Origin of the sequence: Streptomyces marianii (assembly GCF_005795905.1) — a bacterium.
In the GTDB taxonomy this organism is placed as follows: Bacteria; Actinomycetota; Actinomycetes; order Streptomycetales; family Streptomycetaceae; genus Streptomyces; species Streptomyces marianii.
Genome location: NZ_VAWE01000002.1, coordinates 118,125 through 143,729 on the forward strand (window position 1 = coordinate 118,125; position 25,605 = coordinate 143,729).

Annotated in this window: 32 protein-coding genes; 14 read left to right on the plus strand and 18 right to left on the minus strand. The window is 71.7% G+C overall.

Annotated elements, in window-relative coordinates; translation table 11 throughout:
- Positions 1 to 94: 94 nt before the first annotated feature.
- From FEF34_RS38380 to FEF34_RS38390, 3 genes are all read left to right on the plus strand, one after another.
- The gene (locus FEF34_RS38380) at positions 95 to 919 is read left to right on the plus strand and encodes a hypothetical protein (protein ID WP_199800770.1); all 825 of its coding nucleotides are present in this window, start codon (positions 95 to 97) and stop codon (positions 917 to 919) included.
- A gap of 2 nt (positions 920 to 921) precedes the next feature.
- Positions 922 to 2,103 carry an NlpC/P60 family protein gene (locus FEF34_RS38385; RefSeq protein WP_138058080.1) on the plus strand — a complete coding sequence of 394 codons (1,182 nt, stop codon included), beginning with the start codon at positions 922 to 924 and terminating at the stop codon, positions 2,101 to 2,103.
- A 127-nt stretch (positions 2,104 to 2,230) separates the two neighbouring features.
- A complete protein-coding gene (locus FEF34_RS38390) occupies positions 2,231 to 3,496 on the plus strand; it encodes an MFS transporter (protein WP_138058081.1) in 1,266 nt (421 codons plus the stop codon).
- Positions 3,497 to 3,593: 97 nt separating this feature from the next.
- On the opposite strand, the gene FEF34_RS38395 is transcribed toward FEF34_RS38390, so the two are convergent.
- On the minus strand, positions 3,594 to 3,890 hold the full coding sequence (locus FEF34_RS38395) for a hypothetical protein (protein ID WP_138058082.1): 297 nt from the start codon (positions 3,888 to 3,890) through the stop codon (positions 3,594 to 3,596).
- Between the two features lie 249 nt (positions 3,891 to 4,139).
- On the opposite strand from FEF34_RS38395, the gene FEF34_RS38400 reads away from it, so the two are divergent.
- The 8 genes from FEF34_RS38400 to FEF34_RS38435 all read left to right on the plus strand — a co-directional run bounded on the left by FEF34_RS38400 (position 4,140) and on the right by FEF34_RS38435 (position 11,747).
- Positions 4,140 to 5,021, plus strand: a complete 882-nt coding sequence (locus FEF34_RS38400; RefSeq protein WP_138058083.1) for a hypothetical protein — start codon at positions 4,140 to 4,142, stop codon at positions 5,019 to 5,021.
- 221 nt (positions 5,022 to 5,242) lie between these two features.
- Positions 5,243 to 6,079: a tryptophan synthase subunit alpha gene (gene trpA / locus FEF34_RS38405; RefSeq protein ID WP_138058084.1), complete on the plus strand. Its 837-nt coding sequence runs from the start codon at positions 5,243 to 5,245 to the stop codon at positions 6,077 to 6,079.
- Between the two features lie 65 nt (positions 6,080 to 6,144).
- Positions 6,145 to 6,900 carry an HNH endonuclease family protein gene (locus FEF34_RS38410; RefSeq protein WP_199800771.1) on the plus strand — a complete coding sequence of 252 codons (756 nt, stop codon included), beginning with the start codon at positions 6,145 to 6,147 and terminating at the stop codon, positions 6,898 to 6,900.
- Positions 6,901 to 6,912: 12 nt separating this feature from the next.
- Positions 6,913 to 7,131: a hypothetical protein gene (locus FEF34_RS38415; RefSeq protein WP_138058085.1), complete on the plus strand. Its 219-nt coding sequence runs from the start codon at positions 6,913 to 6,915 to the stop codon at positions 7,129 to 7,131.
- 98 nt (positions 7,132 to 7,229) lie between these two features.
- Positions 7,230 to 8,063, plus strand: coding sequence for an IclR family transcriptional regulator (locus FEF34_RS38420; protein WP_138058086.1), 834 nt, complete (start codon positions 7,230 to 7,232; stop codon positions 8,061 to 8,063).
- A gap of 24 nt (positions 8,064 to 8,087) precedes the next feature.
- Complete coding sequence (locus FEF34_RS38425) at positions 8,088 to 9,305, plus strand: hypothetical protein (protein WP_138058087.1); 1,218 nt, start codon at positions 8,088 to 8,090, stop codon at positions 9,303 to 9,305.
- Positions 9,306 to 9,625: 320 nt separating this feature from the next.
- Positions 9,626 to 10,858, plus strand: coding sequence for an MFS transporter (locus FEF34_RS38430; protein WP_138058088.1), 1,233 nt, complete (start codon positions 9,626 to 9,628; stop codon positions 10,856 to 10,858).
- Between the two features lie 277 nt (positions 10,859 to 11,135).
- Positions 11,136 to 11,747, plus strand: coding sequence for a hypothetical protein (locus FEF34_RS38435; protein ID WP_138058089.1), 612 nt, complete (start codon positions 11,136 to 11,138; stop codon positions 11,745 to 11,747).
- Positions 11,748 to 11,899: 152 nt separating this feature from the next.
- Here the strand turns inward: FEF34_RS38435 and FEF34_RS38440 are convergent, their stop codons facing one another.
- The 17 genes from FEF34_RS38440 to FEF34_RS38515 form a co-directional block, all read right to left on the minus strand.
- Positions 11,900 to 12,532 carry a cell envelope biogenesis protein OmpA gene (locus FEF34_RS38440; RefSeq protein WP_138058090.1) on the minus strand — a complete coding sequence of 211 codons (633 nt, stop codon included), beginning with the start codon at positions 12,530 to 12,532 and terminating at the stop codon, positions 11,900 to 11,902.
- Positions 12,529 to 12,858 (minus strand): hypothetical protein, encoded by a 330-nt coding sequence (locus FEF34_RS38445; protein WP_138058091.1) that lies wholly within the window; start codon positions 12,856 to 12,858, stop codon positions 12,529 to 12,531. The genes FEF34_RS38440 and FEF34_RS38445 overlap by 4 nt, the downstream gene beginning before the upstream one ends.
- 92 nt (positions 12,859 to 12,950) lie before the next feature.
- Complete coding sequence (locus FEF34_RS38450; protein WP_138058092.1) at positions 12,951 to 13,253, minus strand: hypothetical protein; 303 nt, start codon at positions 13,251 to 13,253, stop codon at positions 12,951 to 12,953.
- Positions 13,250 to 13,699: a hypothetical protein gene (locus FEF34_RS38455; RefSeq protein WP_138058093.1), complete on the minus strand. Its 450-nt coding sequence runs from the start codon at positions 13,697 to 13,699 to the stop codon at positions 13,250 to 13,252. Before FEF34_RS38455 ends, FEF34_RS38450 begins: the two co-directional genes overlap by 4 nt.
- A gap of 47 nt (positions 13,700 to 13,746) precedes the next feature.
- The gene (locus FEF34_RS41735; protein WP_171053366.1) at positions 13,747 to 13,914 is read right to left on the minus strand and encodes a hypothetical protein; all 168 of its coding nucleotides are present in this window, start codon (positions 13,912 to 13,914) and stop codon (positions 13,747 to 13,749) included.
- A gap of 25 nt (positions 13,915 to 13,939) precedes the next feature.
- Positions 13,940 to 15,211 (minus strand): phosphoadenosine phosphosulfate reductase domain-containing protein, encoded by a 1,272-nt coding sequence (locus FEF34_RS38460; protein WP_138058094.1) that lies wholly within the window; start codon positions 15,209 to 15,211, stop codon positions 13,940 to 13,942.
- A 40-nt stretch (positions 15,212 to 15,251) separates the two neighbouring features.
- Complete coding sequence (locus FEF34_RS38465) at positions 15,252 to 16,043, minus strand: hypothetical protein (protein WP_138058095.1); 792 nt, start codon at positions 16,041 to 16,043, stop codon at positions 15,252 to 15,254.
- 11 nt (positions 16,044 to 16,054) lie between these two features.
- On the minus strand, positions 16,055 to 16,501 hold the full coding sequence (locus FEF34_RS38470; protein WP_138058096.1) for a hypothetical protein: 447 nt from the start codon (positions 16,499 to 16,501) through the stop codon (positions 16,055 to 16,057).
- 145 nt (positions 16,502 to 16,646) lie between these two features.
- Positions 16,647 to 17,150, minus strand: coding sequence for a hypothetical protein (locus FEF34_RS38475; RefSeq protein WP_138058097.1), 504 nt, complete (start codon positions 17,148 to 17,150; stop codon positions 16,647 to 16,649).
- On the minus strand, positions 17,150 to 17,860 hold the full coding sequence (locus tag FEF34_RS38480; protein ID WP_138058098.1) for a hypothetical protein: 711 nt from the start codon (positions 17,858 to 17,860) through the stop codon (positions 17,150 to 17,152). Before FEF34_RS38480 ends, FEF34_RS38475 begins: the two co-directional genes overlap by 1 nt.
- 147 nt (positions 17,861 to 18,007) lie before the next feature.
- The gene (locus FEF34_RS38485) at positions 18,008 to 18,973 is read right to left on the minus strand and encodes an AAA family ATPase (RefSeq protein WP_138058099.1); all 966 of its coding nucleotides are present in this window, start codon (positions 18,971 to 18,973) and stop codon (positions 18,008 to 18,010) included.
- Positions 18,974 to 19,139: 166 nt separating this feature from the next.
- Positions 19,140 to 19,856 (minus strand): hypothetical protein, encoded by a 717-nt coding sequence (locus FEF34_RS38490; protein ID WP_138058100.1) that lies wholly within the window; start codon positions 19,854 to 19,856, stop codon positions 19,140 to 19,142.
- Positions 19,857 to 20,060: 204 nt separating this feature from the next.
- The gene (locus FEF34_RS38495) at positions 20,061 to 20,444 is read right to left on the minus strand and encodes a hypothetical protein (protein WP_138058101.1); all 384 of its coding nucleotides are present in this window, start codon (positions 20,442 to 20,444) and stop codon (positions 20,061 to 20,063) included.
- A gap of 102 nt (positions 20,445 to 20,546) precedes the next feature.
- Positions 20,547 to 21,272, minus strand: a complete 726-nt coding sequence (locus FEF34_RS38500; protein WP_234043316.1) for a VWA domain-containing protein — start codon at positions 21,270 to 21,272, stop codon at positions 20,547 to 20,549.
- 109 nt (positions 21,273 to 21,381) lie between these two features.
- Complete coding sequence (locus tag FEF34_RS38505) at positions 21,382 to 21,966, minus strand: DUF6884 domain-containing protein (protein ID WP_138058102.1); 585 nt, start codon at positions 21,964 to 21,966, stop codon at positions 21,382 to 21,384.
- A 440-nt stretch (positions 21,967 to 22,406) separates the two neighbouring features.
- Positions 22,407 to 22,916, minus strand: coding sequence for a hypothetical protein (locus tag FEF34_RS38510; protein ID WP_138058103.1), 510 nt, complete (start codon positions 22,914 to 22,916; stop codon positions 22,407 to 22,409).
- A gap of 62 nt (positions 22,917 to 22,978) precedes the next feature.
- A complete protein-coding gene (locus FEF34_RS38515; RefSeq protein ID WP_138058104.1) occupies positions 22,979 to 23,341 on the minus strand; it encodes a hypothetical protein in 363 nt (120 codons plus the stop codon).
- Positions 23,342 to 23,519: 178 nt separating this feature from the next.
- Here FEF34_RS38515 and FEF34_RS38520 point away from each other — a divergent pair, with 178 nt between their 5' ends.
- The 3 genes from FEF34_RS38520 to FEF34_RS38530 all read left to right on the plus strand — a co-directional run bounded on the left by FEF34_RS38520 (position 23,520) and on the right by FEF34_RS38530 (position 25,576).
- The gene (locus FEF34_RS38520; protein ID WP_138058105.1) at positions 23,520 to 23,879 is read left to right on the plus strand and encodes a hypothetical protein; all 360 of its coding nucleotides are present in this window, start codon (positions 23,520 to 23,522) and stop codon (positions 23,877 to 23,879) included.
- Positions 23,880 to 24,021: 142 nt separating this feature from the next.
- Positions 24,022 to 24,537, plus strand: a complete 516-nt coding sequence (locus FEF34_RS38525) for a hypothetical protein (protein ID WP_138058106.1) — start codon at positions 24,022 to 24,024, stop codon at positions 24,535 to 24,537.
- Positions 24,538 to 24,712: 175 nt separating this feature from the next.
- Positions 24,713 to 25,576 carry a hypothetical protein gene (locus FEF34_RS38530; protein WP_138058107.1) on the plus strand — a complete coding sequence of 288 codons (864 nt, stop codon included), beginning with the start codon at positions 24,713 to 24,715 and terminating at the stop codon, positions 25,574 to 25,576.
- Positions 25,577 to 25,605 lie beyond the last annotated feature (29 nt).

Here is a 25,605-nt window from a genome sequence, read left to right on the forward strand (position 1 = left end):
CCCCCGCGGTCCGGCCGCATAAGCGGCCGGACCGCCCCGGGGCCATCCCGTCATGCCCGCATCCGCATTCCGCATCGCCCGTACGGAGCCTGCAGTGACCCACGAGAGTGACCCCCGTACCTCCGACACCGAGTCCGCCGAGCCCCGCAGCACGTCCGGCCGGGCGCCGGTCCCGCAGAGCGCCGCCGAGTGGCGCGCCCTGCTGCGCGAAGAGGCACTGCCGCCCGAGATAGACGAACTGCGCGGTCGTCAGCGCCGCAAGGCCAAGAAGCGGTGGCACTCCGCCCGCCGTGACGAGCGCGCCGAGTGGATCCGCCAGGAACGCAAGAAGACACCGACGCCGGTCGTCGTCCCGGTCATCGCCCTGATCGTGGCCGCGGCCGTCGCCGGCGCCGCGTGGCTGTGGCCCGACCGCGACAGCACCGCGCCCGCGAAAGCCAAGCCGACCCCGACCGTAGTGACCCCCGAGACGCCGGCGAGCGCCTCACCCACCCCGACGCCGACCGCGCCTGCGGTCGCGGACGACCCCCAGGCCGTCACCCGCGCGTTCGTCACCGCCTACACCGCCCGCCGCCCCCTCCAGGACGGCAGCCACAAGGCGGCCGTCGAGCGCGCCGCCCCGTACGCCTCCACCGCGCTCGTGGAGAACCTGAAGAAACACGACGACCGCGACTTCAACCAGCTGGTTGCCGCCCAGGCCACCGACGCCACCCCCACCAAAGTTCACATCGGCCAGCCAGACGCGAAGGAACGGCCCGCGCCCGACACGTCGGTCCGGGTGTACCTGACGGCCGACGTCACCCTCGACGTCAAGGGCACCGACCCCTACAGCTACACCCGTCACCTGACCATCGAGGTCGCGCGCGCCGATGCCGCCTCACGCTGGATGGTCACCCGCGTCCTCGGGCTGAAGGAGTAGCCGTGGACCAGCGGGATGTCATGCGCGGCGCCCTCAAGGCCACCGGAATCGTCAAGAAGGGCGCGCAGCTCAAGATCGGCGCCATCGGCATGGTGGTCTTCGTCGTCGGCCTGCTCGTGCTCGGCATGTTCTTCCCCGCCGGACGGGCGAGCGCGGCCAGCTGCGAGGACACCGGACCCGGGACCGGCGATGCCTCCGCTGTGTCGGAGTCGGACGGCTCCGGCACGCAGGCCACCGGCACGCTGCGCGAGAAGCAGATCGGGTACGCCAAGGAGATCGACCAGGCGGCCCAGAAGGCGAAGCTGCCCGGACGCGCCACCCTCATCGCTCTCATGACCGCGATGCAGGAGAGCACCCTGCAGAACCTGGACCACGGCGACCGCGACTCGCTCGGCCTGTTCCAGCAGCGTCCCTCCATGGACTGGGGCACCAAGGAACAGATCATGACGCCGAGCTACGCCGCGGAGTCGTTCTTCCTCGGCCGCGGCACAAACGACGGCCTGGTCGACATCAAGGGCTGGGAGAAGCTGCCGCTCGGGGACGCGGCCCAGAAGGTCCAGAAGTCCGCCTTCCCCGACTTGTACGCCGGGCATGAGACGGCGATGCGCAAGCTCGCCAAGGAAGCCGGCATCAACCTCGAACGCGGCGGGTCGACCACCGGGCCGGGCACCTCCGGCGGCGACAACGGGCCGATCACCAGCGAGAACGACGACTGCGGAGTGGCGAAACCGAACACCGGCGGCAGCGCCGGCGGCAAGTTCACCGACGGCACGCAGACGTGGAAGCTGAACAACCCGCGCTCGGTGGACGAAGCCATCGCCTGGGCGAAGAGGAACTCCGGACTCGGCTCCACCAACGCCTGGTACCAGCGGTGCCTGGCCTTCACCGCCATCGTCTACGGCTGGAACTACAGCGGCGTCAACTACGCCATCGACCACTACAGCGTCGTTCCGAAATCCATGCAGCACGACGGCGACCGCAATCCGCCCGCAGGTGCCCTGATGTATTGGGACACCGGCCGCCGGGCCGGCCACATCGCCGTCTACCTCGGAGACGGCAAAGTCGCCTCCAACGACATCCTCAGGCCCGGCTACATCGACGTCGTCGACGCCGAGCTGTTCGAAACCAAGTGGGGCGCCCGCTACATCGGCTGGACACCGCCGGTGTTCCCCAAGGCCGGGTGACACCGCCGCAGCCCGCTTCGCGGGGCTGCCTTCGCCTCCCTTCCCCTGCCGGCCCGCACCGCGCGGGCCGGCACCCCCTTCCTCGCGCACGCCGTCACGCGCACGACACACCAAGGACCGCTCGCCCATGACCACCAGCCCCCTCCTGCACCGACCGAGCGGACCGACCGCACCCACCACCCCCCGCTACCGGGACGTCCTCGCCACCCCGTACGTCACCCGCCTGCTCGCAGGCGCCGTCATCGGTCACCTGCCGGTCGCGATGGCGCCGCTGGCGATCCTGGTCGCAGTTCGCGCCGACGGCGGAACACTGAGCCTGGCCGGAGCCCTCGCCGCCGTGTACGGTCTCGCGGCCGCAATCGGCCAGCCCCTGTGGGGGCGCCTGCTGGACCGGCGCGGCCACTACCTCGCCATCGGTGTGACTGCCGTGGTCTCCGCAGCCGCTTTCGCCGCTCTCGCCTTCCTCCACCCGGCCCAGTACCCCGGCCCCGCCGCAGTCGTCGCCGCGGTCGCCGGTCTGTGCACCCCGCCGCTGGAGGCCGCGCTGCGCGTGCTGTGGCCGCACGTCGTGCACAGCCCTCACGAACGCCGCGCCGCGCTCGCGCTCGACGCCTGCGCCCAGGAGCTCGTGTTCATCGGCGGCCCGCTCCTCGTCCTGGCCCTGCACACCCTGACCGGCACCACCCTCGTGCTCATCGCCACAGCCGCGATCGTGCTCGCCGGGTGCGCGCTGTTCCTCACCACACCGCCGACCCGCACGTGGAAGCCGTCCTACACCCCCACACACTGGCTCGGCCCGATCCGCATCCCCGGCCTGCGCGCCCTCGCGGCAGCCCTGTTCGGGGCGGGCATCACCCTGGGAGCGCTCAACGTCGTCGCCCTCGCCGCAGCCGAACGCCACCACGCCGAGTACCTCTCGACGATGATGCCCGCGGCGCTCGCCGCCGGCAGCCTGATCGGCGGCCTCCTCTACGGGCGCCGCACCTGGCCCGGCTCACCGACGCGACAGCTCCTCGCGATCGGTGGCGGCTTCGCGGTCGGCTCCCTGCCCATGCTCGCCGACCCCATCCCCGCCCTGGCCATCACGACCGCTGTCCTGCCCGGCCTCTTCCTCGCGCCGCTGCTGGTGACCGCCTTCCACACGCTGGACTTCCTCGTCCCCCGCCACACCCTCGCCGAGGCGTCGGCCTGGCTCATCGCCTGCCTGGGCCTGGGACAGGCCGCCGGGACCGCACTCGCGGGGCTCGTTCCAGCGGCCACTGCTCCCGCGGCAGCAGCAGGCGTTGCCGCCGGCGGGGCCGCAGCCGGATTCGTCGTGCTCTGGGCCACACGCCGCCGCCTCACCCCAGATGCCGGCCACCCTGCGACGCCGCCTACTGCGCCGAGCCGCTGACCAGACCATCGCAGGGATTCTCCCTCGCACCGGGCCCGGACAGGGCTACGGTGACTACACGGCCCGGCGCGTCCCCCCGTGCGCGCCGGGCCTCGCCCTACCCTCCGTCCGGACCAGGACGCAGCGAACTGCGCTTGGCCGCCCAGTCAGGATCGAACTGCGGCACCTGCGCCCGGTGGTCCTCCTGCCACGAGAGGGCATTGCGCCAACTCCGCCTCGGATGGCGCACGTACAGGGCGGCCACCGCGAGCGCGAGCACGGGCTGAGACATCCACCACCGCGCCGTCCCCGATTCCTGACGCTGTGCCCACCGCACCGCTCTTCGCGCGGGACGCCAGCACCTGAGCACGTAGCCGAAGGTCATTCCGAGGACGAGGGCGAGCACGAAGGACATCGCCCCATGGTGACAGCCCGAAGACCGGCCGCCCTCCCGAGCAGCGAAGGTGCCTGCTGCGGCCCTGCCTGCCGCACGCGCGGAAGTCTGTCCACAGGCAGCCCTCCGCGCGTGCCGGCCCGGCGCCGAAACGCCGGACTCTATCCACAGGCCACCGCTTCCAAGATCGATACGTCAGCAGGTACTTCACCTCGGCGCACCGTGCGCTGACCGGTCGAGCCTGCCGTGTACTGGAGGCTGATCTCTTTCATGCGTAAGACCCGACAGCGCGTGCTGCGGCGCGTCGTGACGACCGCCGCGCTTGTCGCCGCCTCGGGGGCGCTGGCCGCACCGGCCGCGCTCGCTGCCACCGACTCGCCGTCGCCGAGCACGTCCGCCTCGTCAACGGACGACGCCTCGATCGCGGTGAAGCAGGAGTCCCCGTCGAAGTCCGAGAGCCCGAGCCCGGGCCCGACGGGGGAGCCCGGCACTGATCCGACTGTCCCGCCCACCGAGCCGGGCACGGACCCCACCGTCCCGCCCACGACGGACCCGACCGAGCCGGGCACGGACCCGACGGACCCGCCGACGACGGACCCCACGGACCCGCCCACCACGGACCCCACGGACCCGCCGACGACGGACCCGACCGATCCCCCGATCACCGACCCGACCGACCCGCCCACCACCGACCCCACCGACCCGGGCACGGACCCGACGGACCCGCCGACGACGGACCCCACGGACCCGCCCACCACGGACCCCACGGACCCGCCGACGACGGACCCGACCGATCCCCCGACCACCGACCCGACCGACCCGGGCACGGACCCGACGAAGCCGCCCGCCACCGACCCGGGCACCGACCCGTCCCCCGGCCCGACCCCGGGCAACGGTGACTCCGGCCGGGACTCCTCGGACACCGGCAAGGGAGGTACGGCCGAGGGCGACTCGCCCAAGGGCGGCACCGCCAAGCAGATCAGCGCCATCGACACCATCACGCCCGCCGGAAGCCTCGCGCACACCGGCGCCGACGGAAACACGACGCTGGCCCTCACCGCCGGCGGGCTGCTCGCCGCGGGCCTGGCAGCCGTGGGCGCCGTCGGCTACGGCAAGCGCCGCAGCGGCCGCGACGCCGCCGACCAGGCCTGACCGGATCACCCAGGGACGCCCTGACACGTCCCAACGACCGGTGGCCCGCACACCTGCGGGCCACCGGCCACACCCTCCCGCACTCGCAGCCGGCCAGGCCCGACCCCCGCAGGCGCCGCACCCCCTGCGCCGGCCTCACTCCCCGCCAACGGCAGACCGGCCTTCCGCCCGCTACCTGCCGCGCCACCATGCCCCCCACGCCCTGCGAAAGGCGCCCCGCCATGACCGCACTGACCCCCGCCGCGATCGGGCTGACCACGCTGCTCGCCCACCGCCGGCGCCCCGCCCTCGGCGCCTTCCTGCCCGCCGGCTTCCCCAACTGGACAGCCGGGATCGACACCCTGCGCGCCTTCACCCGTCACGGAGCTGACTTCCTCGAGGTCGGTGTTCCGCACCGCACACCCGCCCTCGACGGGCCCGACATCACCCAGGCATACGCGCAGGCCCTCAGCCAAGGGGCCCGAATGGCCCACGTGCTCTCCACGGTCCGCCTCGCAGCGTCCAGCACCGGCGCACCGGTCGTCGTCATGAGCTACTGGTCCTCCGTCCTCGACTTCGGCATCCAACGCTTCGCTCACGACTTCGCCCAGGCAGGCGCAGCCGGCGTGATGATCCCCGACCTGCCCGTAGCGGAAGCCGACGAGTGGACGGAGGCCGCCCGAGCAGCGGGCATTCACACTCCGCAGTTCGCGCCGCGCGACGCCAACGACGACCAGATGGACACCATCGCTCAAGCCGCCTCCGGGTGGCTCTACGCCCCGGCCGCCCCCGCACCCACCGGCTACCAAGGCGACCTGGACATCCCCGCGCTGCGTGACTTCACCACGAGGCTGCGCACCCACAGCGCCCTTCCAGTGGTCGGCGGCGTTGGCATCTCCACCCCGCGCCTCGCCGGAGAAGTCGCTCCGTTCGTCGACGCTGTGGTGATCGGCTCGCCACTGGTGCGGCCCCTGCTCGAACACCGTTCGTCCAGCGGTCTCGACAGCGCTGTGGAACAGGTGAGGGCCTTCGCTCACGCGCTGCGCACACCTGCCTCTGCCGGTGCCCGAACCGCGTGACCCTCAACAGGCGTCACCGCGTCGGCAGGATCCCGGAACAACGAACACGAAGAGGAAGCGCCGAGTTGGACTCCCACCCCCGTTTCACACGCCCAACGGCGTTGGCCGCCCTGGTCCTCGCCGTCGCCCTGACCGGCTGCTCGCCGCTCGCAGACCCGCACCCCGGCGACAACGCGAAGGCGCCCGCCCCAGCCGCCGTCGGCACTGCCCGGATGGCCCTGGGCGAACTGACCGTCAAAGGCCCGGCCCCGATGACCGGATACGACCGGGAGAAGCTCTTCGGCCCGGCCTGGTCGGACTCGACCACGGCCCCCGGCGGCGGGAACTCGTGTGACACCCGCAACGACGTCCTGCGCCGCGACCTGCACAGCATCCGCTACAAGGCCGCCTCGCGGTGCGTCATCGCCGCAGGCGTCCTGGACGACCCGTACACGGGCGAGCAGATCAGCTTCGTCCGCGGCCCGCAGAGCTCCAAGATCCAGGTAGACCACGTCGTCGCCCTGGGGGCGAGCTGGCGGACGGGCGCGGCTGGGCTCACGCAGGAGCAGCGACGGGCCTTGGGGAACGACCCCCTCAATCTGATCACCTCGGCAGGACCGGTGAACGCCGCCAAGTCCGACGCGGACGCCGCGGGCTGGCTGCCGCCGAGCAAGTCCTTCCACTGCCCGTACGTCGCGCGGCAGATCGCCGTGAAGGCCAAGTACCGGCTGTGGGTGACCGCAGCCGAGCAGGCCGCCATGTCCCGGGTCCTGGCCGAGTGCCCCGACGAGCCGCTTCCCACCGACACCAGCAAGGACGTCGCCCTGCCGGGGCTGACGTGACAAGGAGAGGCCGTGCACATCCAGCACCGCATCCCGCCGGGCCGCCCCCAGGGTGCCGCCCGCCGCCCCCGGCCCGCCCCACTGTCCCCGCCACCCGAGTGGCGTCACCGGCATCTGTTCGTCGAACCCCGCTACACCGGCATCACCGGGGACGACGACCTCGACGACGCAGGCATCACGGCGCCGCCCGAGCCGCCGGCCTTCCGCTCCCGCCGCCGGCCCCCCGCCTGACCATCCCCGGACACCGCCGCACGGGGCCGTGCGCATCCCGCCCGGCTCCCCGGCCCTTCGCCTGGAGCTCGCCCGCGCCGCACTGAACCGGAGGTTTCATGTCCCGCATCCCGACGAGACCCTCCTCGTCCGGCAGCTGGTCCCCGCCCGGCGTGCCGCCGGTCCTCGCCGCCGTGAGCAGCAGCCGTCAGCCTCCGCAGTCCGCCGGCCGCGGGTTTCGGGTCCTTCACGCCCTGCTGCATCTGGGCGCCCGTGACGAGCATCAGCTCGCCGAAATCGCCCGTGCCGCGGGCCTGCAGCCGTCGCACGCCTCCAAGCTCCTCAAGGCCGCCGCTGCGGAGAACCTTGTCGAGCGCGGCACCCGCCGCGGTACCTACCGGCTCACCCGGGAGTCCGCCCCGTTGGCTCAGGAGCCCAGGACACCCGCATCCACGCCGACCGTCCGCCGCATCGTCGAGGATCTGCAGCAGGAGACAGAAGTCGCCGCCGCCTGGCACGAGCCGCACTTCCGTGTCGGCCTCGGGCTGCACCTCACCCTCGTCGACATGGCGTGCCCGCAGCCGGAGCTGCGGACCGCAGCCGCGCAGCAGGACGGCAACCTGCGAACGACCGCCGCCGGACGTGCCGTTCTCGCCTACGCGCCCTCCGAGATCGCCGTCGGCCCCGACGACCTCCCGCTCACTCTGCCTCCCGCTACGCAGGACACCATCCGCTCCACCCGGATCGCGCTGCGCCGGTACCCCGGCGTGTGCACCTTGGCCACACCCGTGCTGCGTGGGCAGCACCTGGTCGGCGTTCTCAGCGTGACCGGCGACGACCGGCTCTTCCAGGACCCCCTACGGGCACAGGAGTTCGCTGTGCTGCTCCGCCGTGCCGCCGGCCGCGCCGCCGGACCGTTGCGTCAGCAGGCGGCCGGCCGCCGGACCGCCTGACCTCGCCGACCTGAAGGACCTCCCATGGCTGCACACCGGCTTCTGGCGAACGGCGCCAGCACCGACCATCCCGTTCCCGGCCTGCCGTTCGTCGACGACACCCTCACCGTCGACGCCCTGCGGCGGTCCGACCGGCCCGACCGGACCGCGGACCCCGCGCGTCCCGACCTCCTCTGGCACGTGCACACGCACCCCCGACTCGGCCGTACGGTCCTGCTGTACGCGGCCGGACCCGATCAGGGCGCGCCCTGGCACTGGCAGTGCGCTCCGCCCGTGGTGTCACGGGCCGGCGGCTACTGGTGGGACGGCTCCACCTGGTACCGGCCGCCCCAGCTGCGCGACGAGTCCACGGGCGGCTTCGAACAGCAGCCCGTACCTGCCGCGACGACCGTCACCGCCGCCGACTTCCTCGGCGATCCAGCGGCGAACGCCGACCGCGGCCGCCTGCTCACCGTGACCGACCTGGACGCGGACGCCGCAGTCACAGACGCACCGCAGTGGCTGCACGACCTGGCCCGCTGGGCCCGTCACCGCGCGGCTACTCCCAGCGCGCTGCCGCCGGAGCGGTGCGTGGTCACCCTTACCGCACCGGAACTGGCCGGAGACCGGCTGATCGGCGTTCCCGCCTTCGCCGCCGCCGCCGGGATCAGCCCCTCGGCGCTGCGCGCCTACAACAGCCGCGGCCAGGGCGCGGTCCCGGAGCCGCAGGCGGTCATCGGCAACCGGCTCATGTGGTCCCGCCCCGTGGCCGAGAACTGGGCCGCCCACCGCCGCCGCCCCGCCAGCGCGCGATGGCCTGCCCGCCGGGACCGCCCGGCCCTTGCCCCGGGAGCGGAGGAGATCCGGCGGCGTCTGAGCCCGGTCCTGCTCGCCGCGCTGTGGGACGACCCGGAGCGGCGTGCACGATGGGTGCTTCGGCACCGCACCCGCGAAGCCGTCGGCGACGTTGCCGCGGATCTTGCCTACCTCGCTGCCGACCGGCTGCACGGTGATCTGCCCGCTCAGGCCCTCGCCGAGCTCATCGTCCAGGCCGCTCTCGCCTCCGAGAACGTGCGTTCGGCCCCCCTCGACGAGGTCCTGGCGTGGCTCACGTCCCACTCCCCGCGGACGGCCGAACAGACCGTCGCCTCCATCGCCGAGCAGGCTGAGCAGCGGTTCGGTACTCCCCGCTTCGACACCCTCCGCCGACTCCGTGTCGGCGCGTCCTCCCCGCCCGAGGGCGGCCGCACCTCAGCGGCATGACCGGGCGAACGGTGCACCTCGGAAACGTTCCGTAATTCAACTATGTCCGGGGTGCATCGGCCCGGACACTGCCCGTCCGCCCGGTCCATAGGTTCGCTTCATCCCCGGAACCTCGGGGTGTCAGCACCGCAGAAGAAGGAGAACGTCATGCGTCCTTGCCGCAACAGCTCCGTCCGGTCGACCGATCGTCCCCTGCGTTCGCGTCCGTAAGCGCGAACACCTCTCACCCCGAAGGCGGCCGGACCACTGGTTCGGCCGCCTTCGGGCTGTCCGCCGCCTATCTCTTACGACCGCAGGCCGGGCCTGCAGGGAGCCGATGTATGGCTACACACGCACCCGCCACCACCATGCCCGCCGTGCGCACGGCGCGCTCCGTGGTCTGGATCCTGATCATCAGCTCGCTCGCGGTGAAAGCCGCCGGGTTCAGCTGGGACTTCCTCAGCTACTACGTGGCGGACGGCACCGGCCACGGAACCACCGCCGCCGGCGCCGCGCTCACCGCATTCGGCATCGGCTGGTGCGTGGGACAGGCGTCAGCCGGCGCTCTGACCGACCGGCTCGGCCAACGCACCGCCCTGGTGGTCTTGATGGTGCTGTCCGCGCTCGCCTGCCTCGCCCTCGCCGTCGTCACCTCACTGCCCGCACTGCTGGCCGTCGCCGTGTGCCTCGGGCTGACCATGGAGGCCCACCGCCCGGCCGTGTCCGCCGCCATCAACGACGCGATCCCTTCCGAGGCCGGCCGCACCCGCGCACAGGCCTGGCTGTACTGGTCGGCCAACGTCGGCATCGCCGTCTGCGGCGGCGCCGGCGGCTACCTGGCCCACCACCACGGCTACCGGATCCTGTTCGTCGTCAACGCCCTCGTCTGCCTGGTCTTCGCGCTCGTGGCCCGCCGCACACTGGCCCCCCGCCCCACAGCCACCGACGCTCCCCGGGTCAGCTACCGGCAGGTCCTGGGCGACCGGACCCTGCGCTGGATCACCCTGGTCGCCGTCTGCTCGATGATCTGCGCCTGGGGCCTGGTCTCGGTCCTGCCGCTGCTGATGACGAGCGACGGCCTCCCCGCCACCACCTACGGCCTGGCCATGGTGGCCAACACCGTCGCCGTCCTCGCCCTGACCCCGCCTCTGATGCGCCTGCTCGTCGGCCGCGGCGACACCGTCCGCTACCCGCTCGTGCCCGTGCTCGCCACCGGCTCCGCCATCCTCGGCCTCGGCATCACCATCGCCGCCTTCCAGCACACCGCGATCGGCTACGCGATAGCCGCCGCCGTCCTCGTGCCTGGCGAGATCTGCTACAGCGTCGCCATCGGCGCCTACATCTCCACCGCTGCCCCGGCCGGAGCCACCGGCCGCTACCAGGCCGTCATCAGCGGAGCGACGGCCCTCGCCTCCCTGCCACCGCTGGGCATCGCCCTCGCCCTCGACGCCGGCGGCCGCCCGCTGGTCGCCGTCTTCCTCGCCTCCAGCGCCCTCCTCGCGATGGCCGCCTGCTACCCCCTCGCCCAATCCCTGCGCACTCACCCCACCACCCACACCGACGACCGGAGCTGACCGTGACCTCGAAGTTCACCAACCTGCCCTGGCCCACCCCCGCTCTCCCCGGCCAGCCGCCCGCACCCGAGCAACGGACTCCTGCTCCCGACCCGAGCACAGCGAGCCAGAGCCCCCGCCCGAACGGACCCGGACCCGCCCCGTCCGGCTGAGAGCCACGACCATCTCGCAGCCCGCCGCCGACGGCCCCGACCGCATCCGTGCGGCCCGGGGCCGCGGCCGTACCCCACCCCGAAAGGCGCACCACCCGACCGGTCCGCGCGGAGAAAGGGAAACCATGCACGACCACGACCACCTCGTGATCCACTGCCCCCGCTGCCCGAGCCACGAGGTCGAAGCACAACTCGACCCGCCCGCAGGCACTTCTTCACCGGCCGTCGCCGCGCTCGCCTGCGTCCTGTGCGGTCACCGCTGGCACCCCGGTGAACTCCCGCAGATCCTGGCCCCCGACTACGACCAGGCCTACGCTGCAGCCCCCGCCCTCGCGGAGGAGGAACTCACCCTGGCGATGTGGGCCGAGGGCATCAACCTGCGCGCCCAGGCTGCCCGCGACGGCAACGGGCCGGCCGTCGACCACGGCGGCTACCGGCTGTTCTACCTGCGCCAGGCCGCCTACCTCGACCGCGCTGCCCACGCCACCCAGGTCGCCGCACACGGTGGACTCATCGACCCCGAACACGCCACGGACGCCGCGGACGCCGCGGTGATGGCCGCCGACCTGCTGCTGCACCTCGACCTCGACCTCGGCGAAGTCCACGTCGAGGGCCTCCTGGGCCCCGACTCACCGCAGTGGCAGTCCCCCGAGGGACTGCGCGCGTACGTACGCCAGGAATACGTGGCCTGGCAGGAATGGGAGAACACCGCCCGCCGCGCCCGCCGGGACAGATGACAGCCGGACCCGAGCGGGCGCCGTCATGCCATATCGAGCGCAGCGAGTTCGGGCCAGGCAGGGGCGCTTGCAACGGGACGAGGGCGAGCACGGCGGCGGGCATGCGAAGCCCTTCGTCTCGGGGATGATCGGGGGAGCCGGGAGGATTGCGCCTAGAGCTCCAGCGCGCGCAAGGCAGCGCGGAGCTGGTCGGCCTGCGTGCGGTCGAGCCGGGGAGACGGCGTGCGGCGCAGCGGACGGACGCGCAGGACCGGTACGTCCAGGTCCACGCCCAGCAGTCCGCCGAGCAGGTGCGGCCGGTCGGGGTCCCGCTTGAGCCGGTAGTGGGAGCCGCGGATCATCCAGGAGTCCCAGTCGTCGGCCGGGCGCCCGGAGCGAATCTCGTGTTGGGCATCGGAGGCGATGCGCGGGCAAGGGCAGCTCGGATCGCCGCACGGCCGCCCGGCGGGGTGCGAGGTGGTCGCAGAGGTGCTGCGGTACTCGCTCACGGCGCCGTTCAGCATCGGGCATGCCGCGGTGGAGTAGGCCAGGCACTCCGGATGGAGGCCCGGTTCGGGGGCGGCGCCGGCCCGGACGTCCATCGGCCGGACAGCCAGGCAGAAGCGTTCCTCCAGCCGGTGACCGCAGATCTGGCACAGCCGGCACAGCAGCGCCTCGGCGCGGCGCAGCGGGTTGACGCTGCCGAACAACGCGTGGCCGCCGTGCGCGTAGGAGATGAAAGGCACGACGAGACCGCCGACACGAGGGCGGTGGAGGAGCCGCACAGGAACAGGAGTCTGGTTCACTGGCCCGCCTCCGCCCCCGCCGCGGTTTCCCGTCCGCGAAGGGCCATCCGCTGGCGGGTGATGCCCCACTCGCACTCGGCGTGAAGCCGGTGAAGATCCGGCAGTGGTAGGAGGTCTGCGTTGTCGGCGCGGGGGTGGATCAGCAGTCCGCAATCCCGGCATTCGTTTTCGCCGGGCCGGTGGCCGCTCCAGCGAGTGTTGCAGGCGGCACCGGTGTGCCCGCGGTCAAGCCGCGGGTGTCCCGTGTCGGCGCAGCGGGCGGCATGGCAGTCGTATCCGTGCAGTTGTCCGGGGCTGTTGCTGCAGTGGGTGGGGTGGTCGTGCATGACTCCTCGGTCGGACGGAGTGTGCGCCGGAGCGCGGGGGAAGGAAGCGGGCTGTTCGGGACGGGGCGCCGGGGTGTGGTTGATGTGTGGTCTCAGGCCAGGCGGCCCGGCAGGTCCTGCGCCCAGGCGACGAACTCGCAAGGCGGACGGAAGCCGGCGGTGGTCATGGCCGACCACAGCTCGGTGGTGGTCAGCAGGATCTGAGGGACGGCACGTCCCGGGGTGAGAGGCCGCCGGAAGCCGATGGCCGGGCCGAGGTCGCGGACGAACCACAGCACCTGGCCGTTGTCCACGCGCACCCGAAGGGGCGCCGAGCGGTAGAAGACCGTGATGGTGGCCCGGCGATGTCGGCCGGGCCACCGGCCCTGGGACGCCGGGGCGGGCCTGCTGCTCACCAGGTGACGTCGCCGGTGAGCAGGTCGACGGTGAGGTTGTCGCCCCTGCCGGGCCGGTCGGTCGCGGCGAGGTCGGCGAGCGCCTCGGTGACATCGTCGAAGTCGAAGTCGACGGTGCTGACCGTGCCGTCCATGTGGCGGGCCCTGGCGCTGTACTCGCACCAGAACCAGCCGTTGTCCCAGTCCCAGGTGGTGAAGGTGACGGCGATCACCGGCCACCGCGAGGCGGCTTCCCGGGCGGTGAGTACCTCGCGGGCGCGGTGACGCAGGGCGGTGACCAGCCTCTCCGAGAAGTGTGCGCTCTGACGGCGGAGGCAGGCGGTCTCGACGTCGTTGAGCTGCTCGGCGGTGAGCGTGTCCAGGAGCCGGGCGAGTTCGGTGTCGAAGTCGGCGGTGCCGACCAGCGGGACCAGGGCGCCGGGTGAGAGCACGGGAGCAGGAAGCAACGAGGGTCCTTTCGTGCGTAACAGGGTTCGTGAGTGTCGGCCGTGGGTCAGAGCTGCGTGGTGCGGGCGCGGCGGCGGGCGAGCATGCGGTCCTTGATCTGCTGCTGTGTGGGCGGGGTCCACGGGTGCCAGCCGGCGAACGTCGTCCAGCGCTGGGCGTGTTCGAGGCGGGCGATGCCGCAGTGGCGGCAGGAGTTCGGGGCGGGGACTGCCACGGGCTTCGGTCTTCCAGGTCGGGCGTCAGGCGGCGAGCGCGAGACGGCGGAGGTAGGCGGTCGCGGCGTCATCGCCGAGGTGGTGGCGGATCGCGTCGCCCCGGCGCCAGGTGATCGGCCCTTCCGCCGCCTCCTGCCGGGCTGCTTCGGCAACGACGTCGGCAAGGCTGAACTTGTCCTTGAAGCGGTGCCCGATCCGCTGCTCCAGGTCGACGTACGTCTTCGGGGTCGGAAGGCCGAGCACCCAGCACAGCCTGACCGCCCGCACCAGGACGTCGAAGGACGCGAGGATGCAGAAGATGCAGCTCAGACGGGGGATGAGCGTGTCGTACACCGGGTGGTAGTCGAGCGCCTGGTCGACGATCTCCTGCCAGATCTCGGTTTCGGTCAGATGGAACACCGGGTGCCACGTCAGGACCAGACGCCGTCCGTTGCTCGCGCGGTGGTCGATGGCCAGCTCCTGCTTCCTGCGGCGGGAGGACGACTCGGCGGCCCTGATCCCCAGGCAGTTGACGATCAGCGCCTGCTCATCGAGACCGAGTTCGTTCACGATCTCGGTGAAGAACTTGGCCGCCTCGTCCCGCTTCAGGGACGAGGTGCACAGCCGGGTCTGGGCGTCCGGCCACAGGCCGCGCTTCTCCACCATGCCGAGGAACTCGACGGAGGCCTTGACCACCACGAACCGCAGCCCGTACCGCTCGGCCTGCTGCTGCGCGAGATCGCGCACACCCGGCCACTCCGCGTCCTGACCGATGTCGGCATGGACGACGACGATCTTGTCGAGGCAGCCGGCGGCCTTCGCCCACCGCACCACGCGGTCCAGCGCCACGACCGAGTCCTTGCCCGCGCTGGACTGCACCAGAAGGGCGTGGGCCGCTCGGATCAACGTCTTCGGCATGGCGGCGAGTTCGGACAGCAAGGCTGCCTCGGCGGTGCGCCGGGCGCCCTTGCGGCGGGGCTCTGCCGAGCCGGTGAGGTAGCGGGTGCGGGCGAGCGCGCCGCCGAGCCGGGCGTCCGCCCGCTCGCTCGCGGAGAAGGCGCGGCGCCAGTGCGCGCCCGCCGCTTCGGCCCGGGCTTCGCAGGCTTCGTACTCGCGCTCCGCGTCGGCGAGTGCGTTCTCGGCGTCGGCGCTGGGGGCACTGCGCAGCGCGAGCCGCAGGTTGCGGCGCGCGCCGGCGGCCTCCTTGCGGCGGATCGAGGCCCGGCGGGCGGCGCGTTCGGCGGCCCGGCACGTGCTCTCGGCGCTGGCCGAGAGCCGGATGAGGTCGAGCAGGTGCAGGCGGGTGGTGAGATCCATGGGGGCAGGTCCTCAGGGGTGGGAAGTCGGCGAGCGGCATTCAGGCGGTGAAGGCGCTGTCATCCCGGTCGGTGAGCCAGGCGGCGAAGGAGGCCGCCATGCGCGCGCTCTCCTCCTTGATGCCGATGCCGCTCGGAAGGCGCTTCTCGAGGACGCCGCCGGTGTGCGAGACCAGGGCGGCCCAGGGCTTGGTGTGCATCCACGCCGGGTGCCGGGCGCTGTAGTTCCACCCGAAGCCGGGGGTCTGGATTTCGCGGAAGAACGCGGCCTCGACGTCTCCCTGCTGGTAGACGACGCAGGTGTCGCCGTCGCTGTCGGTCTCGACGCTTACGTCCAGGCCGTTCGCGGCGAAGGCGGCGACCAGGTAGTCGCTTGCGGGGGTCTCGTCGACCTCGGGCAGGCCGACCAGGCGGCGGCCCAGGTTGGTGATGTAGAGGTGCTGCTCCTGGCCCTCGGCGTGCTCACCGTGCCGGGCGAGGCGGGTGACCAGGCCGTCGCGGATCAGGGAGCCGAGCGTCTTCTCCTGCGCCGCCGCCTCGATCCGGCCGGGTTCGCTGGAGACCAGGACGCTGAGCAGGACGCCGGCCTTGGCGGCGCTGAGCAGGGCGAACCGGCCGCCGGGGGTGATCTTGTAGCGGACGTCCGTGGCGCCGTCGACGCCGGCCGGGGCAATCTTGATCCAGTCGCGGTCGAGCATGACGTTCAGCGAGCGGGTGCGGATACCCGGGGGCAGCAGACCGCCCTGGTCGCGCAGCGCCGCGAGCAGCCAGGCGCGCTGAAGACGGGTCGGGGCCGGGGCGCCGGCGGGGGCGAGGAAGGTGGGCACGGTCATCTCTCCGGTGGTCAGCGGTACAGGGCCACGCGCAGCCGCTCGCCGCGCTCTTCGGCCCGGCCGAGGCCGTCGAGGGCCCTGTCCACGTCGCTGTCGAAGTCGTGGGTCTCGGTGCGAGCGCCGAAGTGGAGGGTGGCGTCGTAGCGGCGCCACTCCTTCTCGAAGTTGAGCTCGAAGGTCACTGCGTCGGGCAGCTTCGTGCCGGTGCGGGCGAAGTACTCCTTGAGCTCGGCGCGCAGGTTCTCGAAGTCGTCGGGGTGCGCGGAGGCGGGGATGCGGTCATCGACGCGACGACCGTCGCGCTGGCGTCCGCACCCCGCGCACAGCAGATCCGAGGGGGTGTTGTCGAAGAGGCAGTTGCGGCTCTTGCACTGCCAGAGCAGGCCGGCCGCGCGGAAGACCTCACGGACGGTTTCCTCCTGCTGCTCGTTCGCCGCCTGCAGGGCCTTCTCGATCACCGATTCGGAAATGGGTCCTCCCGGGGTCGTGCGTGTCTTGGGCGGCCCCGCCGCCCCTCTGACGCTATTAATTTTACATCACGAGGAGAGATGAGTAAAGATAATAGAGTCACGAGGGGTATGGGGAGGCGGCCGCGGTTCCGGGTCAGCCGGCGAGGCTCTCGCCCGGGCGCAGGAAGCGTCCGGTGTCGATGCGGTGCTGGCGCGAGACGGAGGACTCGGTGTCGTAGTCGCCGTACTCGCCGGGGGTGGGGTCGCAGCCGCAGGTGCACGGGGGCATGGGTTCGCCCTGCCCGCTGCGCGTGAGGTGGCAGCCGTCGCACTCCTCCTGGCTGAGCGAGTTCTCGTACGCGCACGCGCACACCCAGGTGCAGTCGGCGCACAGGCCGGACGACTCGCGCTGGTCCGCGGTGATCGGGCCGTCGCAGCGGTCGCACAGGCCGTCCGGCCAGGTGAAACCGAGGGTGCTCAGGTGGGAGGTGATCTCCTCGTACACGTCGGCGCCCGAAAGGTTCTGGTCGGCGAGGTGGAGGAGGACCACGCGGGTAGCGGCCATGGGGTTGGGGACGTCGGAGCGGCGGGCGGCGTGGTCGGCGATGTGGATCAGGGCGCGGACGGCGCGGTCACGCGCGCGGGTGAGGATGCGCATCAGGCCGTCACCTCCGTCGCGGCGGCCGGGGCGGTGTCGAGGGTGTCCAGGAGCGGCTGGACGAAGGTGCGGGCGACGGCCATGTCCCGCTCGCGCCACGTGGGCGCGGTGTCGATCAGCTCCCACAGGGCGTCGGTCATGGGGATGAGGGTGTGCTCGCTGCTGGCGCGCAGGGGCTCGGGGTCGTTGACTCCGTCGATGTCGACCAGAGCGCCGTCGGGCCGGACGGCCATGATGTGGCCGATCTGGCAGATGCACACGCCGTCCGCGACCTGGCTGCCCATGCCGCAGTTGTCGTAGGTGTCGTCGCACTCGGGGCTAATCACCGCGGCCGTCGGCCAGCCGGTGACCTCGGCGAGGGCGGCGGCGAAGGCGTGGCACTGGCCGTTGTTGAACAGGTCGCGTGCGCGCTCGTCGAGACGGCCGGGGGTCACCTGATGCTGGGTGCCGTTGGCGCCGAGGACGGTGACGGTGCGGTCCTGCGGGAGACCGAAGGCGGCGGTCAGGCGCTCCATGAAGTCCTTGAGGTGCTTCGCGGACTCCAGCGCCTGGCTCTGCTCGCGCTGCTCATAGTCCTCCAGGAAGCCGTCGATGACTCCGTCGACGTCGCAGAACTCCTTCAGCGCCACGTGGTGGCGGGCGGCGAGCGCGCGGTACTCGGTGAGGATCTCGTGGACGGTGGTGCGGGGTGCGGGAAGGGATGCGTGCATGGGTGCTCCAGGGTCGGGGGCTGCGGTGGTGCGCGGCCTAGGCAGGCCGCTAGCCGGATGGCTTGCACGGGTCCTCCAGGGGTGAGGTGGATGCCACGGTGGGCGCGGGCGGCCGCGGCGGCCGTCGGTACGGCCGCCGCGTAGGCGTCAGGACTGGTGAGCGGCCTGCGTATGTGCGGACTGCAGGGCCTTGCCGCGCCGGGTGATGTAGTCGTCCATGCGGATGAGGGTCACGCCGTCGTCATCGGGCATGAGGACGTCTTCGAGGTAGCGGCGGCGTACGGTGTCGCGCAGCTGCCCGAGCCCGAGGTAGGTCGCTTCGGGATGGCGTGCCTGCGCGATCAGCTCGGTGACGGGCACCGGCGGGACGAGCGGCTCGCCGTCCTCCAGCCATGCCCTGACACGGGCTCCGAACTCGGCCCCGGGCCGGTGGACGACGGCACCGGACAGGTCCGGAGAGAGCGCCTTGACGACGACGAGCGTGTTGTCGGAGTCCATCGCGCCGACGAAGGAGAACTCGTACTCCGCGCCGTCCCGGTGCTCAGGCTTACCGCCGAACCGGCGCATGGTGTAGTGCCCCTGCTCGTCGGCCTCCAGGTGGTAGTCCGTCTTGGTGCGCAGGGTCGCGATCACGTGGCCGGGGTAGGCGAACAGGGCCTCCCACATCCGGCGTTCGCGAGGCCGGACCTCGTCCCAGCCGGACTTGCTGCCGCTGGAGCCTCGCTTGGTCGCGTCGCCGACCTGTTCGAGGATGCCGCCGTGGCCGGACCAGAACAGCGTGTACGGGTCGACGACGACGGTGTCGTAACCGCTGGCCGCGCACTCGGCGAGCGCGGCGACCAGGGCCTCCGGCGAGCAGTACGTCAGCGGCGGGCAGGTGTGGAAGTCGAACCGGTCGGCGTACTGGCTGGCGTGGCCGTGGACGGCCTCGATGACGGCGACGGAGGACCCCAGTGCGGTGGCCAGGGTCAGCGCGGTGTACGTCTTGCCCGAGCCGCTGGGGCCCACGAGCGCGATGCGGGCCGGTGTCTGCGTCTTGACCGCGGGGGCGAAGGGGAACTGAGGGTGCGGCGGACGCGGGGGAGCGCTGGGGATTTCCTGCGGGTGCGTCATGGTGTCCGTCAAGAGTCCTCCGGAAACACCTAGGTGGATTCAGGGCGTGGTCCCACACGTCCTCGGGAGGTGCCGAGACACCCCCCGAGGAAGGGATCCAACCCCCTCTGACGCTTTAAATTTTACCACAGGAACATAAGAGAATGCCAGGTCAGGAGGTGTATGGCTACTCTCGGGACTCGTCGTCGGCGGCCTCGCCGGCTTGCTCGGCCGCCTTCCTGGCGTAGTAGTTGTCCCCGGGCAGCAACCGGAACGGCTGCCCATCCGGCGTGTAGCCGTCCGGCCGGCGGCCGGCGTACCGCTTCGCCTTCCGCTCCGGGGCGTCCGCCTTCCAGCCCTCCAGGGTCTCGAGCCACCAGTACGGCCGCTCGAGCTCGTCGATACCGTCGGGCTCGGGAGCGCGGCCGCGGGTGCGCGAGGCGTTGAAGCTCGTCTCGGAGCCGAACCCGGCGATCGCCCAGGCGTGAGGCACGTAGTAGCGGTAGCGCCCCCCGGTTTGGGGATCCACCTTGAGAGGCTTCCCGCCGACCGCGGGATCCGGCTGCTCGACGCGATGAGGGTCGATGGTCGGCTCTGCCGGCGTCCACTTCCCCTTGCCTCCACGCCGCGGCATGAGGCTCTCGTTCTCGTCCATGTAGCCGACGGCCTTCAGGAAGGCAACGACCACCTTGCGGGGGTAGCGGGGGGAGTCGTCGTAGGACTCCGGCACCTCGACCCCCATGGCCCTGGCGACCGAACGCAGCGCGGACTCCACTTCCGTCTCGCCCTGCCTGGGCTTCTTGTGCGCCGGCGGCTTGTGCCACTTCTGCGCGGCTTGCCGGCTCACGTCGGCGAGCTTGGCGATCTCGTTTAGGGACAGCAGGTCGTCCTTGCGGTCGGCCATCACAGCTCCTTGTCGCTAGAAATTAAAAGTACGGACGATGGTACGGCAAGTTATAGGGGTCAGATGGGGTATGGGTGTCCGCGGCGCCCGCGGCCCGGGGGGAGGGTGGAGGAAGCGCCGAAAGCCCCGGGATGAGGATCCCAGGGCTGGAAGACGGGCGGAGCCGATCGTCTGGCCGAGACGCCCCGACCGGGCCCGGCCCGGTCAGACGAAGGAAAGGTCGGTGCAACCGCAGCCGTCGTGCCGACAGGGCAGCTTGCCCTGTGCGGTCAGGCGCCTTGCGTGAGTGGCCGGCGAGTGCCGGCACACGCACGGGGTTCCCGGCTCGGCCTGCACCGCTTCTCGCCGCCGGCACCGCTCGGCGAGCGCGGCGTTGAGGTCCCGTTCCGCCTCCGCCTCGGCGAGCGCGGCGCCCATGCCTGCCGCATCGAGTACGCCCTTCATCTCCGTGGTGTCGATGTGGGCCAGCGCGAGGGCCAGATACGGATCCTGCCGGGCGCGGGTGATCAGCAGCTGCAGTGCCGAGGCCTGCTGTCTGGCAGACCAGGCGGCGCTGAGATAGGTCAGGTGGAGAGTCGTGTTGCTCAACGTCGTCGTCCTGTTCTGGCTCGGGCGCGGAAGACCGCGCACTTCGCTGAGGCCCAGGGCCCGGTGGGCCGGCCATCCGGCGGCCGGCCCACCGGGCCGAGCTCAGTTGCTGACCGGCCGGCGCGCACGGAGCCAGGGGACGAACTCGTGGGTGAGACCGTCGTACAGCTCCTCGTCAGCGATCTGGGTGGGGTCGTCCGCCTGGAAGAGCGAGACATGGTCGGCCTTCAGCCCGAGGGTGTCCAGGGTGCGCAGGAAGTCCACGTTCTTGCCGAAGGCCACGAAGGCCAGGAAGACGTCCTGGTCCTCGTCGACGATCTGGTGCATGAGCGAGACGACGTCGGACCGGTCGTCCGGGTTGCCGTCGGTCTGGAAGACGATCAGCGCCGGCACACGGGCCCCGGACTCGCGGTGCTGGCGGAGCACGGCCTCGATGGCCGTGGCGTAGTACGTACGGCCCATGTGGCCAAGCCGGTTGTGAGTCTCTTCGATGCGGCCGGCGTAGTCGTCCACGCTCACCGTGATCGTCCCGTCGACCTCGGTGGAGAAGAACGTCACCGGGACCTCTCCGTCGTCGTCGAGGTTCCGCGCCAGGCCCAGTATCCGCTCGGCGAGGTACTGAACGGTGCCGTCGCTGTAGTACCGGCGCATGGAGCCCGAGCGGTCCAGGACGAGATAGACCGCCGCCCGCTCCCCGGACAGCCCCGACTTGCGCAGGCTGTAGGCGGCCTTCTTCGTGAGGTCGGCGACCGAGGTCCGCGTCAGGGGCTCGGAGTTGGCGGCCGGGGCAGCGGAGTCGGAGCGGCGGGCGAAGGGGTTCTTGAACACGTTCGTTCCTTATGGGTGTGGTCGCGGGGACCGTCAGGCCGGACCACTGCAGGGTGCGGTGGCTGGCCTGTGGACAGAGTCGGCTGACAGGCAGCCGCGGGCGGGTCGGTCAGAGGGAGGTGCGGTACAGGGAGGCGAAGAAGGCCAGATGCTCGCCGATCCCCATCCCGACGAGGGGGTGCTGGAGAGACGGCCAGATCGTGCGTGCCAAGTCCGCGTAGGCCTTGCCGGCGAAGACCGTCACCCGTGCGGCGCTCACGCCGAGGAGGTGGGCCTGGCGGGCCAGGACCTGCGGGGACACCGTGCCGTCCTCGCCGGCGCGCAGGTCGTAGCGCAAGATCCGGTCCCCGTCGAGCAGAAGTCCGAACTTCGCCGACAACGTCAGGACACGCGCCGAGCCGTCTCCGGCCGCGACCGCTGCCGCGGCGGCCCGGCGAGCCGCGACGTGGTACGAACCGACATACATGTCGCGGGCCGCCGCGATCGGTGCATCGGACTTCGCTGCAGAGCAGGGAACGAGCAGGACCTCGGGAAGCGGCTCGAACCGCATCCGGGTGCGCCCGGCAGGGGTCGCCCGGAAGCGCGGGGCGCGCGTCAGGGGCCCGAAGCGGGCGCAGGTCTCCGCGGTGATCGGCTCGACGAGGCCGAGTTCGGTCAGCGCATACCCCTCGGCATCGGCGAGAGAGGGCGGCACGTGCCCCTCCGGATGTACAGCGGCAGCATGGAGGGCAGCCCGCTGCACCCAGGTGAGCGAGGTATCGGCAACCGTCGGCGAATGAACCGCACGGCCGGTGCCGGTCATGGGCGCCGTCCGGCGTCGATGAGGCCGGCGGGCAGGACCAGTGCGCAGCGTGCACACCGGCTGTGGCCGTGGGAGGCATGGGGGCGATCCCGGCCGGTAGTCCACCGCTGTGCCTGAGGGGCTGACGGCGGCTGGTCTTCGGCCGTGAGGTGGTGAACGAGCGGGGACAGGGACTCCTCCAGGAGAACGAGGACACGGGGCCGGGGCGGCCCCCGGAACTGCAGGCCGGGTGGGAACGGAACGCGCTCGCGCCCGGCGGCCGGAGGCGACCCGGAAACCTGATGACTCTAATAACAGAATCATGACATGACTCATAAGTCAATATTAAAGAGTCACGATGGTTGAGGAAGGTCCTCCTCGTCGATCGGCCGCGCGATGTCGACGATGGTGACCTCCCAGAGCGTCGCGCCCATGTGCTCTCCGCGGGCCGCGTGACCGGCGGCGTGCGCGAGGTGATGCAGCAGGTCGAGGTGCCAGCGGGCCTCGTCAGCGCTCAGCATCCCTCCCGGCCCGCCTCCCTCGATCTCGTAGAAGCGTGCCGCCACGCGCCCCTCAGGGCGGGGCTCGGGTGCTGGAAGGCGACGCCCGGGGGCCAGCAGCTCCTGGCCCGTGATGGCCCGGCGTGTCACCTCGCGGATGTGGGCGGTCAACGCGATCCGCGACACCCACGGACGCTCACGCGCGAGACTCATGTGCTCGCGAGCACTCGCAAGAGATGCCAGGCGGTGGGTGGTGTACTCGTGCAGCTCCTCTGGGCCCGACCGGCGGTAGACGGACACCGACCAGGTCACCTGCCGGTCCGGGCCGGAGGTATCTGCCGAGGGGGGCGGGCTGTCGGGCATGGTGATCGCTGCGCACCTCCGCCTCTGGAGTGCGGGTGGGGCCGCGGCGCGTCCGGCGGGCATCAGCGAGCGGTCCGTTCCGCACGGGGGGCCCGCGGCCGCGCGGCGCCGCCGGGATGGCACCAGGAACACTGCACGCGGCGCCGCGACACGGAAACCTCTTCGATGACCGGCGAGCGGGTCAGGCGGGTGCAGGCCTCGCAGGTGTACCAGCCGAGAACGTTGAGGCCGCTCTCGGCGATCGTGTAGCGCTCGGTGGCGCTCGTGCGCGTCACGTGCCCGCGCTGCACCAGGGAATCCAGTACTCGGACCGTGCAGGCGAGCGAGCGGAAGCGCCAGGCGCAGCGCGCGTCCCAGCTGCCGCGGTTGTGGCGGGCGAGCGCGCCGAGGACGGTGATCTGGTGGCGTCCGAGCGGGCGGGGCAAAGCACCTCCAAGGTGTCGGTCGGCGGCGAGTGTTCGATGCGGCAGCGCAAGGCGGCCGGCCACCCCTGTTGACTCTTTTATTTTGACTCAACTGATCTCGTAAAGTAAAGTCAATAGGGTCAAAGGGGTTGGGGTCAGGCCCCTCCAGCCCCTACCTCATCGGCAGTCAGGGGGAAAGGTGAAGCACACCGAAGGCACGAACACCGCAAACGACGGCGACGTCCGGATCTTCACGGCAGAGGTCGTCGGCCTGCACGCCCAGGACCGCTCCCCTTGCCCCCTGACCGAAGACAGCAGGCACGATCACCATCGAGGCAGGCCACTGAACCCGGAATGTGCCGCACTCGGCGGCCGCAAGGGCTTCGGCGTCCTCTGCGAGTGCGGAACCCTCCTCGACTCCGGCAGCACCAAGCTCGCCGCCCTTGAGGACAAGGCGCGCCACCTCGCTCTCCACCGTGGTGACCTGCTCGTACACCGCATCGTGAACGACGGCCACGGCCCGCAGGTGATTCACGAAATCCAGACCCTGGGCCGCTGAACACCCCGCCGCGTCTCCTCACCACGCTCACGGCCGCCGCCAACCAGCCCCTGTCCACAGCCCGTCCGGCACACAGTCGTCCTCCAGTACCACGACGACGCCCCATCCTGCCGACCAATCCGAAAGCGAGAACCACCCCTCCATGCCACCTGCCCCCCGCCACTTCGCGCTCCCCACGACCGCCGTCCTCGCCGCCTTGCTCATGGCCTGCTCCTCCCACGCAGCCGGCCCCCTGGAGCACGGCACCGTGAAGGACAAGCGCCACAAGGCGGCGACCAGCACGCCGATCTACCAGGACCGCTACCGCGAGACCAACTGCCGCACGGTCACCAACGCGCTCACCCTCACCGGCATCAGCCGCCCGTCGACGACCGGCGGCTCCGGCGGGCGCTCGCGCGGCGGCAGCTCAGGAGGCGTGTCGAAGGTGAAGCCCGGCTCACCGAACAAGCTCGACAAGAACAACTCCGGCAACTCCAGCGGCGGATCAGGAGACCGGAGCCGGAGGGTCTGCGACCGCCAGTACCTCGGCCGCGTACAGACCGGCGTACACACGACGCCCGAGACGTGGGAAGTGCTGATCGTCAAGGGGGACCGCTCCCGCTGGAAGCCGGTCACCGAGGCGAAGTGGCGCAAGATCAAGGTCGGCGACCACATCTGACCCGGACCAGCCGCCGCTGTCCACAGGCCGCGCCCGCGAACTCCGGACGCTGTCCACAGGCGAGCCGTCACATCGTGATCAGGTCCTGACCCATCACAGAACGCCGCCGGGCCGTCCCTCACGGACTCGGCCCGGCGGGACGTACCTCGTGAAAGGCACCCGGCCGATGTCACCGATGTCCACGACCGCCTCCTGGCTGCTCTCCGTCGCCGGCACGGGCATGTGCCTGTTCCTCGCCGCCCACGCCTTTCGAGCCTGGACAGCCCAGGACTGGCCCCGGGTGTGCAGCACACTGGTCGCGGTCGTGGTCGTCTCGACCGTGGTGTGGCGCCCGACCCTTCCGCTCGAGCTGGCTGCCACCCTCCGCAAGGACCTCGAAGCCGAGCCAGGACCCCAGCAGCACGAGCCGACCAGCGCGGACAGCCCACCCTGGGGCACCCTCGCAATCGCCCTCGGCGTCGTGGCCGCCGCCGTCGCCCTGCTGCTCGCCATCCTCACCCTCGCCGCCGCTGCGCGCCGCCGACGCGAGCGCGGCCGGCAGCAAGCCCGCCGAGCCGCGGAACTCACACGGCGCCGCACTGACCTGGAAGCGCGTCACGACGCGATCCGCGACGCCTACGGAGACTTCGAGATGAACCTCCTCGACAACCTCCATCGCCTGGCCCTGGCCGATGTGAACGTGCCCCAGACCGCCCGCCTCATCGACGCCCTCGACGCCGCACGCGACGCCCGCATCTGCACCGCCCCCGACGCCCACGACACCTACCGCAAGGCCGTCACCGCGCTCGAACTCGCCTGGAAGAGCGCCGACCACCACGCCCGCACGGCCGGCGCCGGCTACCTCCCGCCTGCCGAGCGACGCAACATCGAACAGGCCCAGGCCGCCCTCGCCCTCGCGCTCGACGAACGCGGCTACGCCCCCCAGCGCCAGCTCGCCCTGCGCCGCGCACTGACCCTGATCGAGAGCGTCATCCCCGTCCCCCAGGAAGCGATCGCCGCCCTGGAAAGCAGCACACGGCCCGCCTTGACCAAGAGCTGAGACCGACACCGCTGTCACACCTGCCTGAT

Excerpts from the sequence above, each read along its gene's own strand:
- FEF34_RS38510 (WP_138058103.1), bottom strand. The coding sequence starts at position 22,916 with ATGCCCGACAGCCCGCCCCCCTCGGCAGATACCTCCGGCCCGGACCGG.
- FEF34_RS38395 (WP_138058082.1), bottom strand. The coding sequence starts at position 3,890 with ATGTCCTTCGTGCTCGCCCTCGTCCTCGGAATGACCTTCGGCTACGTG.
- FEF34_RS38420 (WP_138058086.1), top strand. The coding sequence starts at position 7,230 with ATGTCCCGCATCCCGACGAGACCCTCCTCGTCCGGCAGCTGGTCCCCG.
- trpA (WP_138058084.1), top strand. The coding sequence starts at position 5,243 with ATGACCGCACTGACCCCCGCCGCGATCGGGCTGACCACGCTGCTCGCC.
- FEF34_RS38525 (WP_138058106.1), top strand. The coding sequence starts at position 24,022 with ATGCCACCTGCCCCCCGCCACTTCGCGCTCCCCACGACCGCCGTCCTC.
- FEF34_RS38530 (WP_138058107.1), top strand. The coding sequence starts at position 24,713 with ATGTCCACGACCGCCTCCTGGCTGCTCTCCGTCGCCGGCACGGGCATG.
- FEF34_RS38460 (WP_138058094.1), bottom strand. The coding sequence starts at position 15,211 with ATGGATCTCACCACCCGCCTGCACCTGCTCGACCTCATCCGGCTCTCG.
- FEF34_RS38490 (WP_138058100.1), bottom strand. The coding sequence starts at position 19,856 with ATGGCCGACCGCAAGGACGACCTGCTGTCCCTAAACGAGATCGCCAAG.
- FEF34_RS38475 (WP_138058097.1), bottom strand. The coding sequence starts at position 17,150 with ATGCGCATCCTCACCCGCGCGCGTGACCGCGCCGTCCGCGCCCTGATC.
- FEF34_RS38465 (WP_138058095.1), bottom strand. The coding sequence starts at position 16,043 with ATGACCGTGCCCACCTTCCTCGCCCCCGCCGGCGCCCCGGCCCCGACC.
- FEF34_RS38445 (WP_138058091.1), bottom strand. The coding sequence starts at position 12,858 with ATGCACGACCACCCCACCCACTGCAGCAACAGCCCCGGACAACTGCAC.
- FEF34_RS38400 (WP_138058083.1), top strand. The coding sequence starts at position 4,140 with ATGCGTAAGACCCGACAGCGCGTGCTGCGGCGCGTCGTGACGACCGCC.
- FEF34_RS38430 (WP_138058088.1), top strand. The coding sequence starts at position 9,626 with ATGGCTACACACGCACCCGCCACCACCATGCCCGCCGTGCGCACGGCG.
- FEF34_RS38425 (WP_138058087.1), top strand. The coding sequence starts at position 8,088 with ATGGCTGCACACCGGCTTCTGGCGAACGGCGCCAGCACCGACCATCCC.
- FEF34_RS38390 (WP_138058081.1), top strand. The coding sequence starts at position 2,231 with ATGACCACCAGCCCCCTCCTGCACCGACCGAGCGGACCGACCGCACCC.
- FEF34_RS38480 (WP_138058098.1), bottom strand. The coding sequence starts at position 17,860 with ATGCACGCATCCCTTCCCGCACCCCGCACCACCGTCCACGAGATCCTC.
- FEF34_RS38435 (WP_138058089.1), top strand. The coding sequence starts at position 11,136 with ATGCACGACCACGACCACCTCGTGATCCACTGCCCCCGCTGCCCGAGC.
- FEF34_RS38485 (WP_138058099.1), bottom strand. The coding sequence starts at position 18,973 with ATGACGCACCCGCAGGAAATCCCCAGCGCTCCCCCGCGTCCGCCGCAC.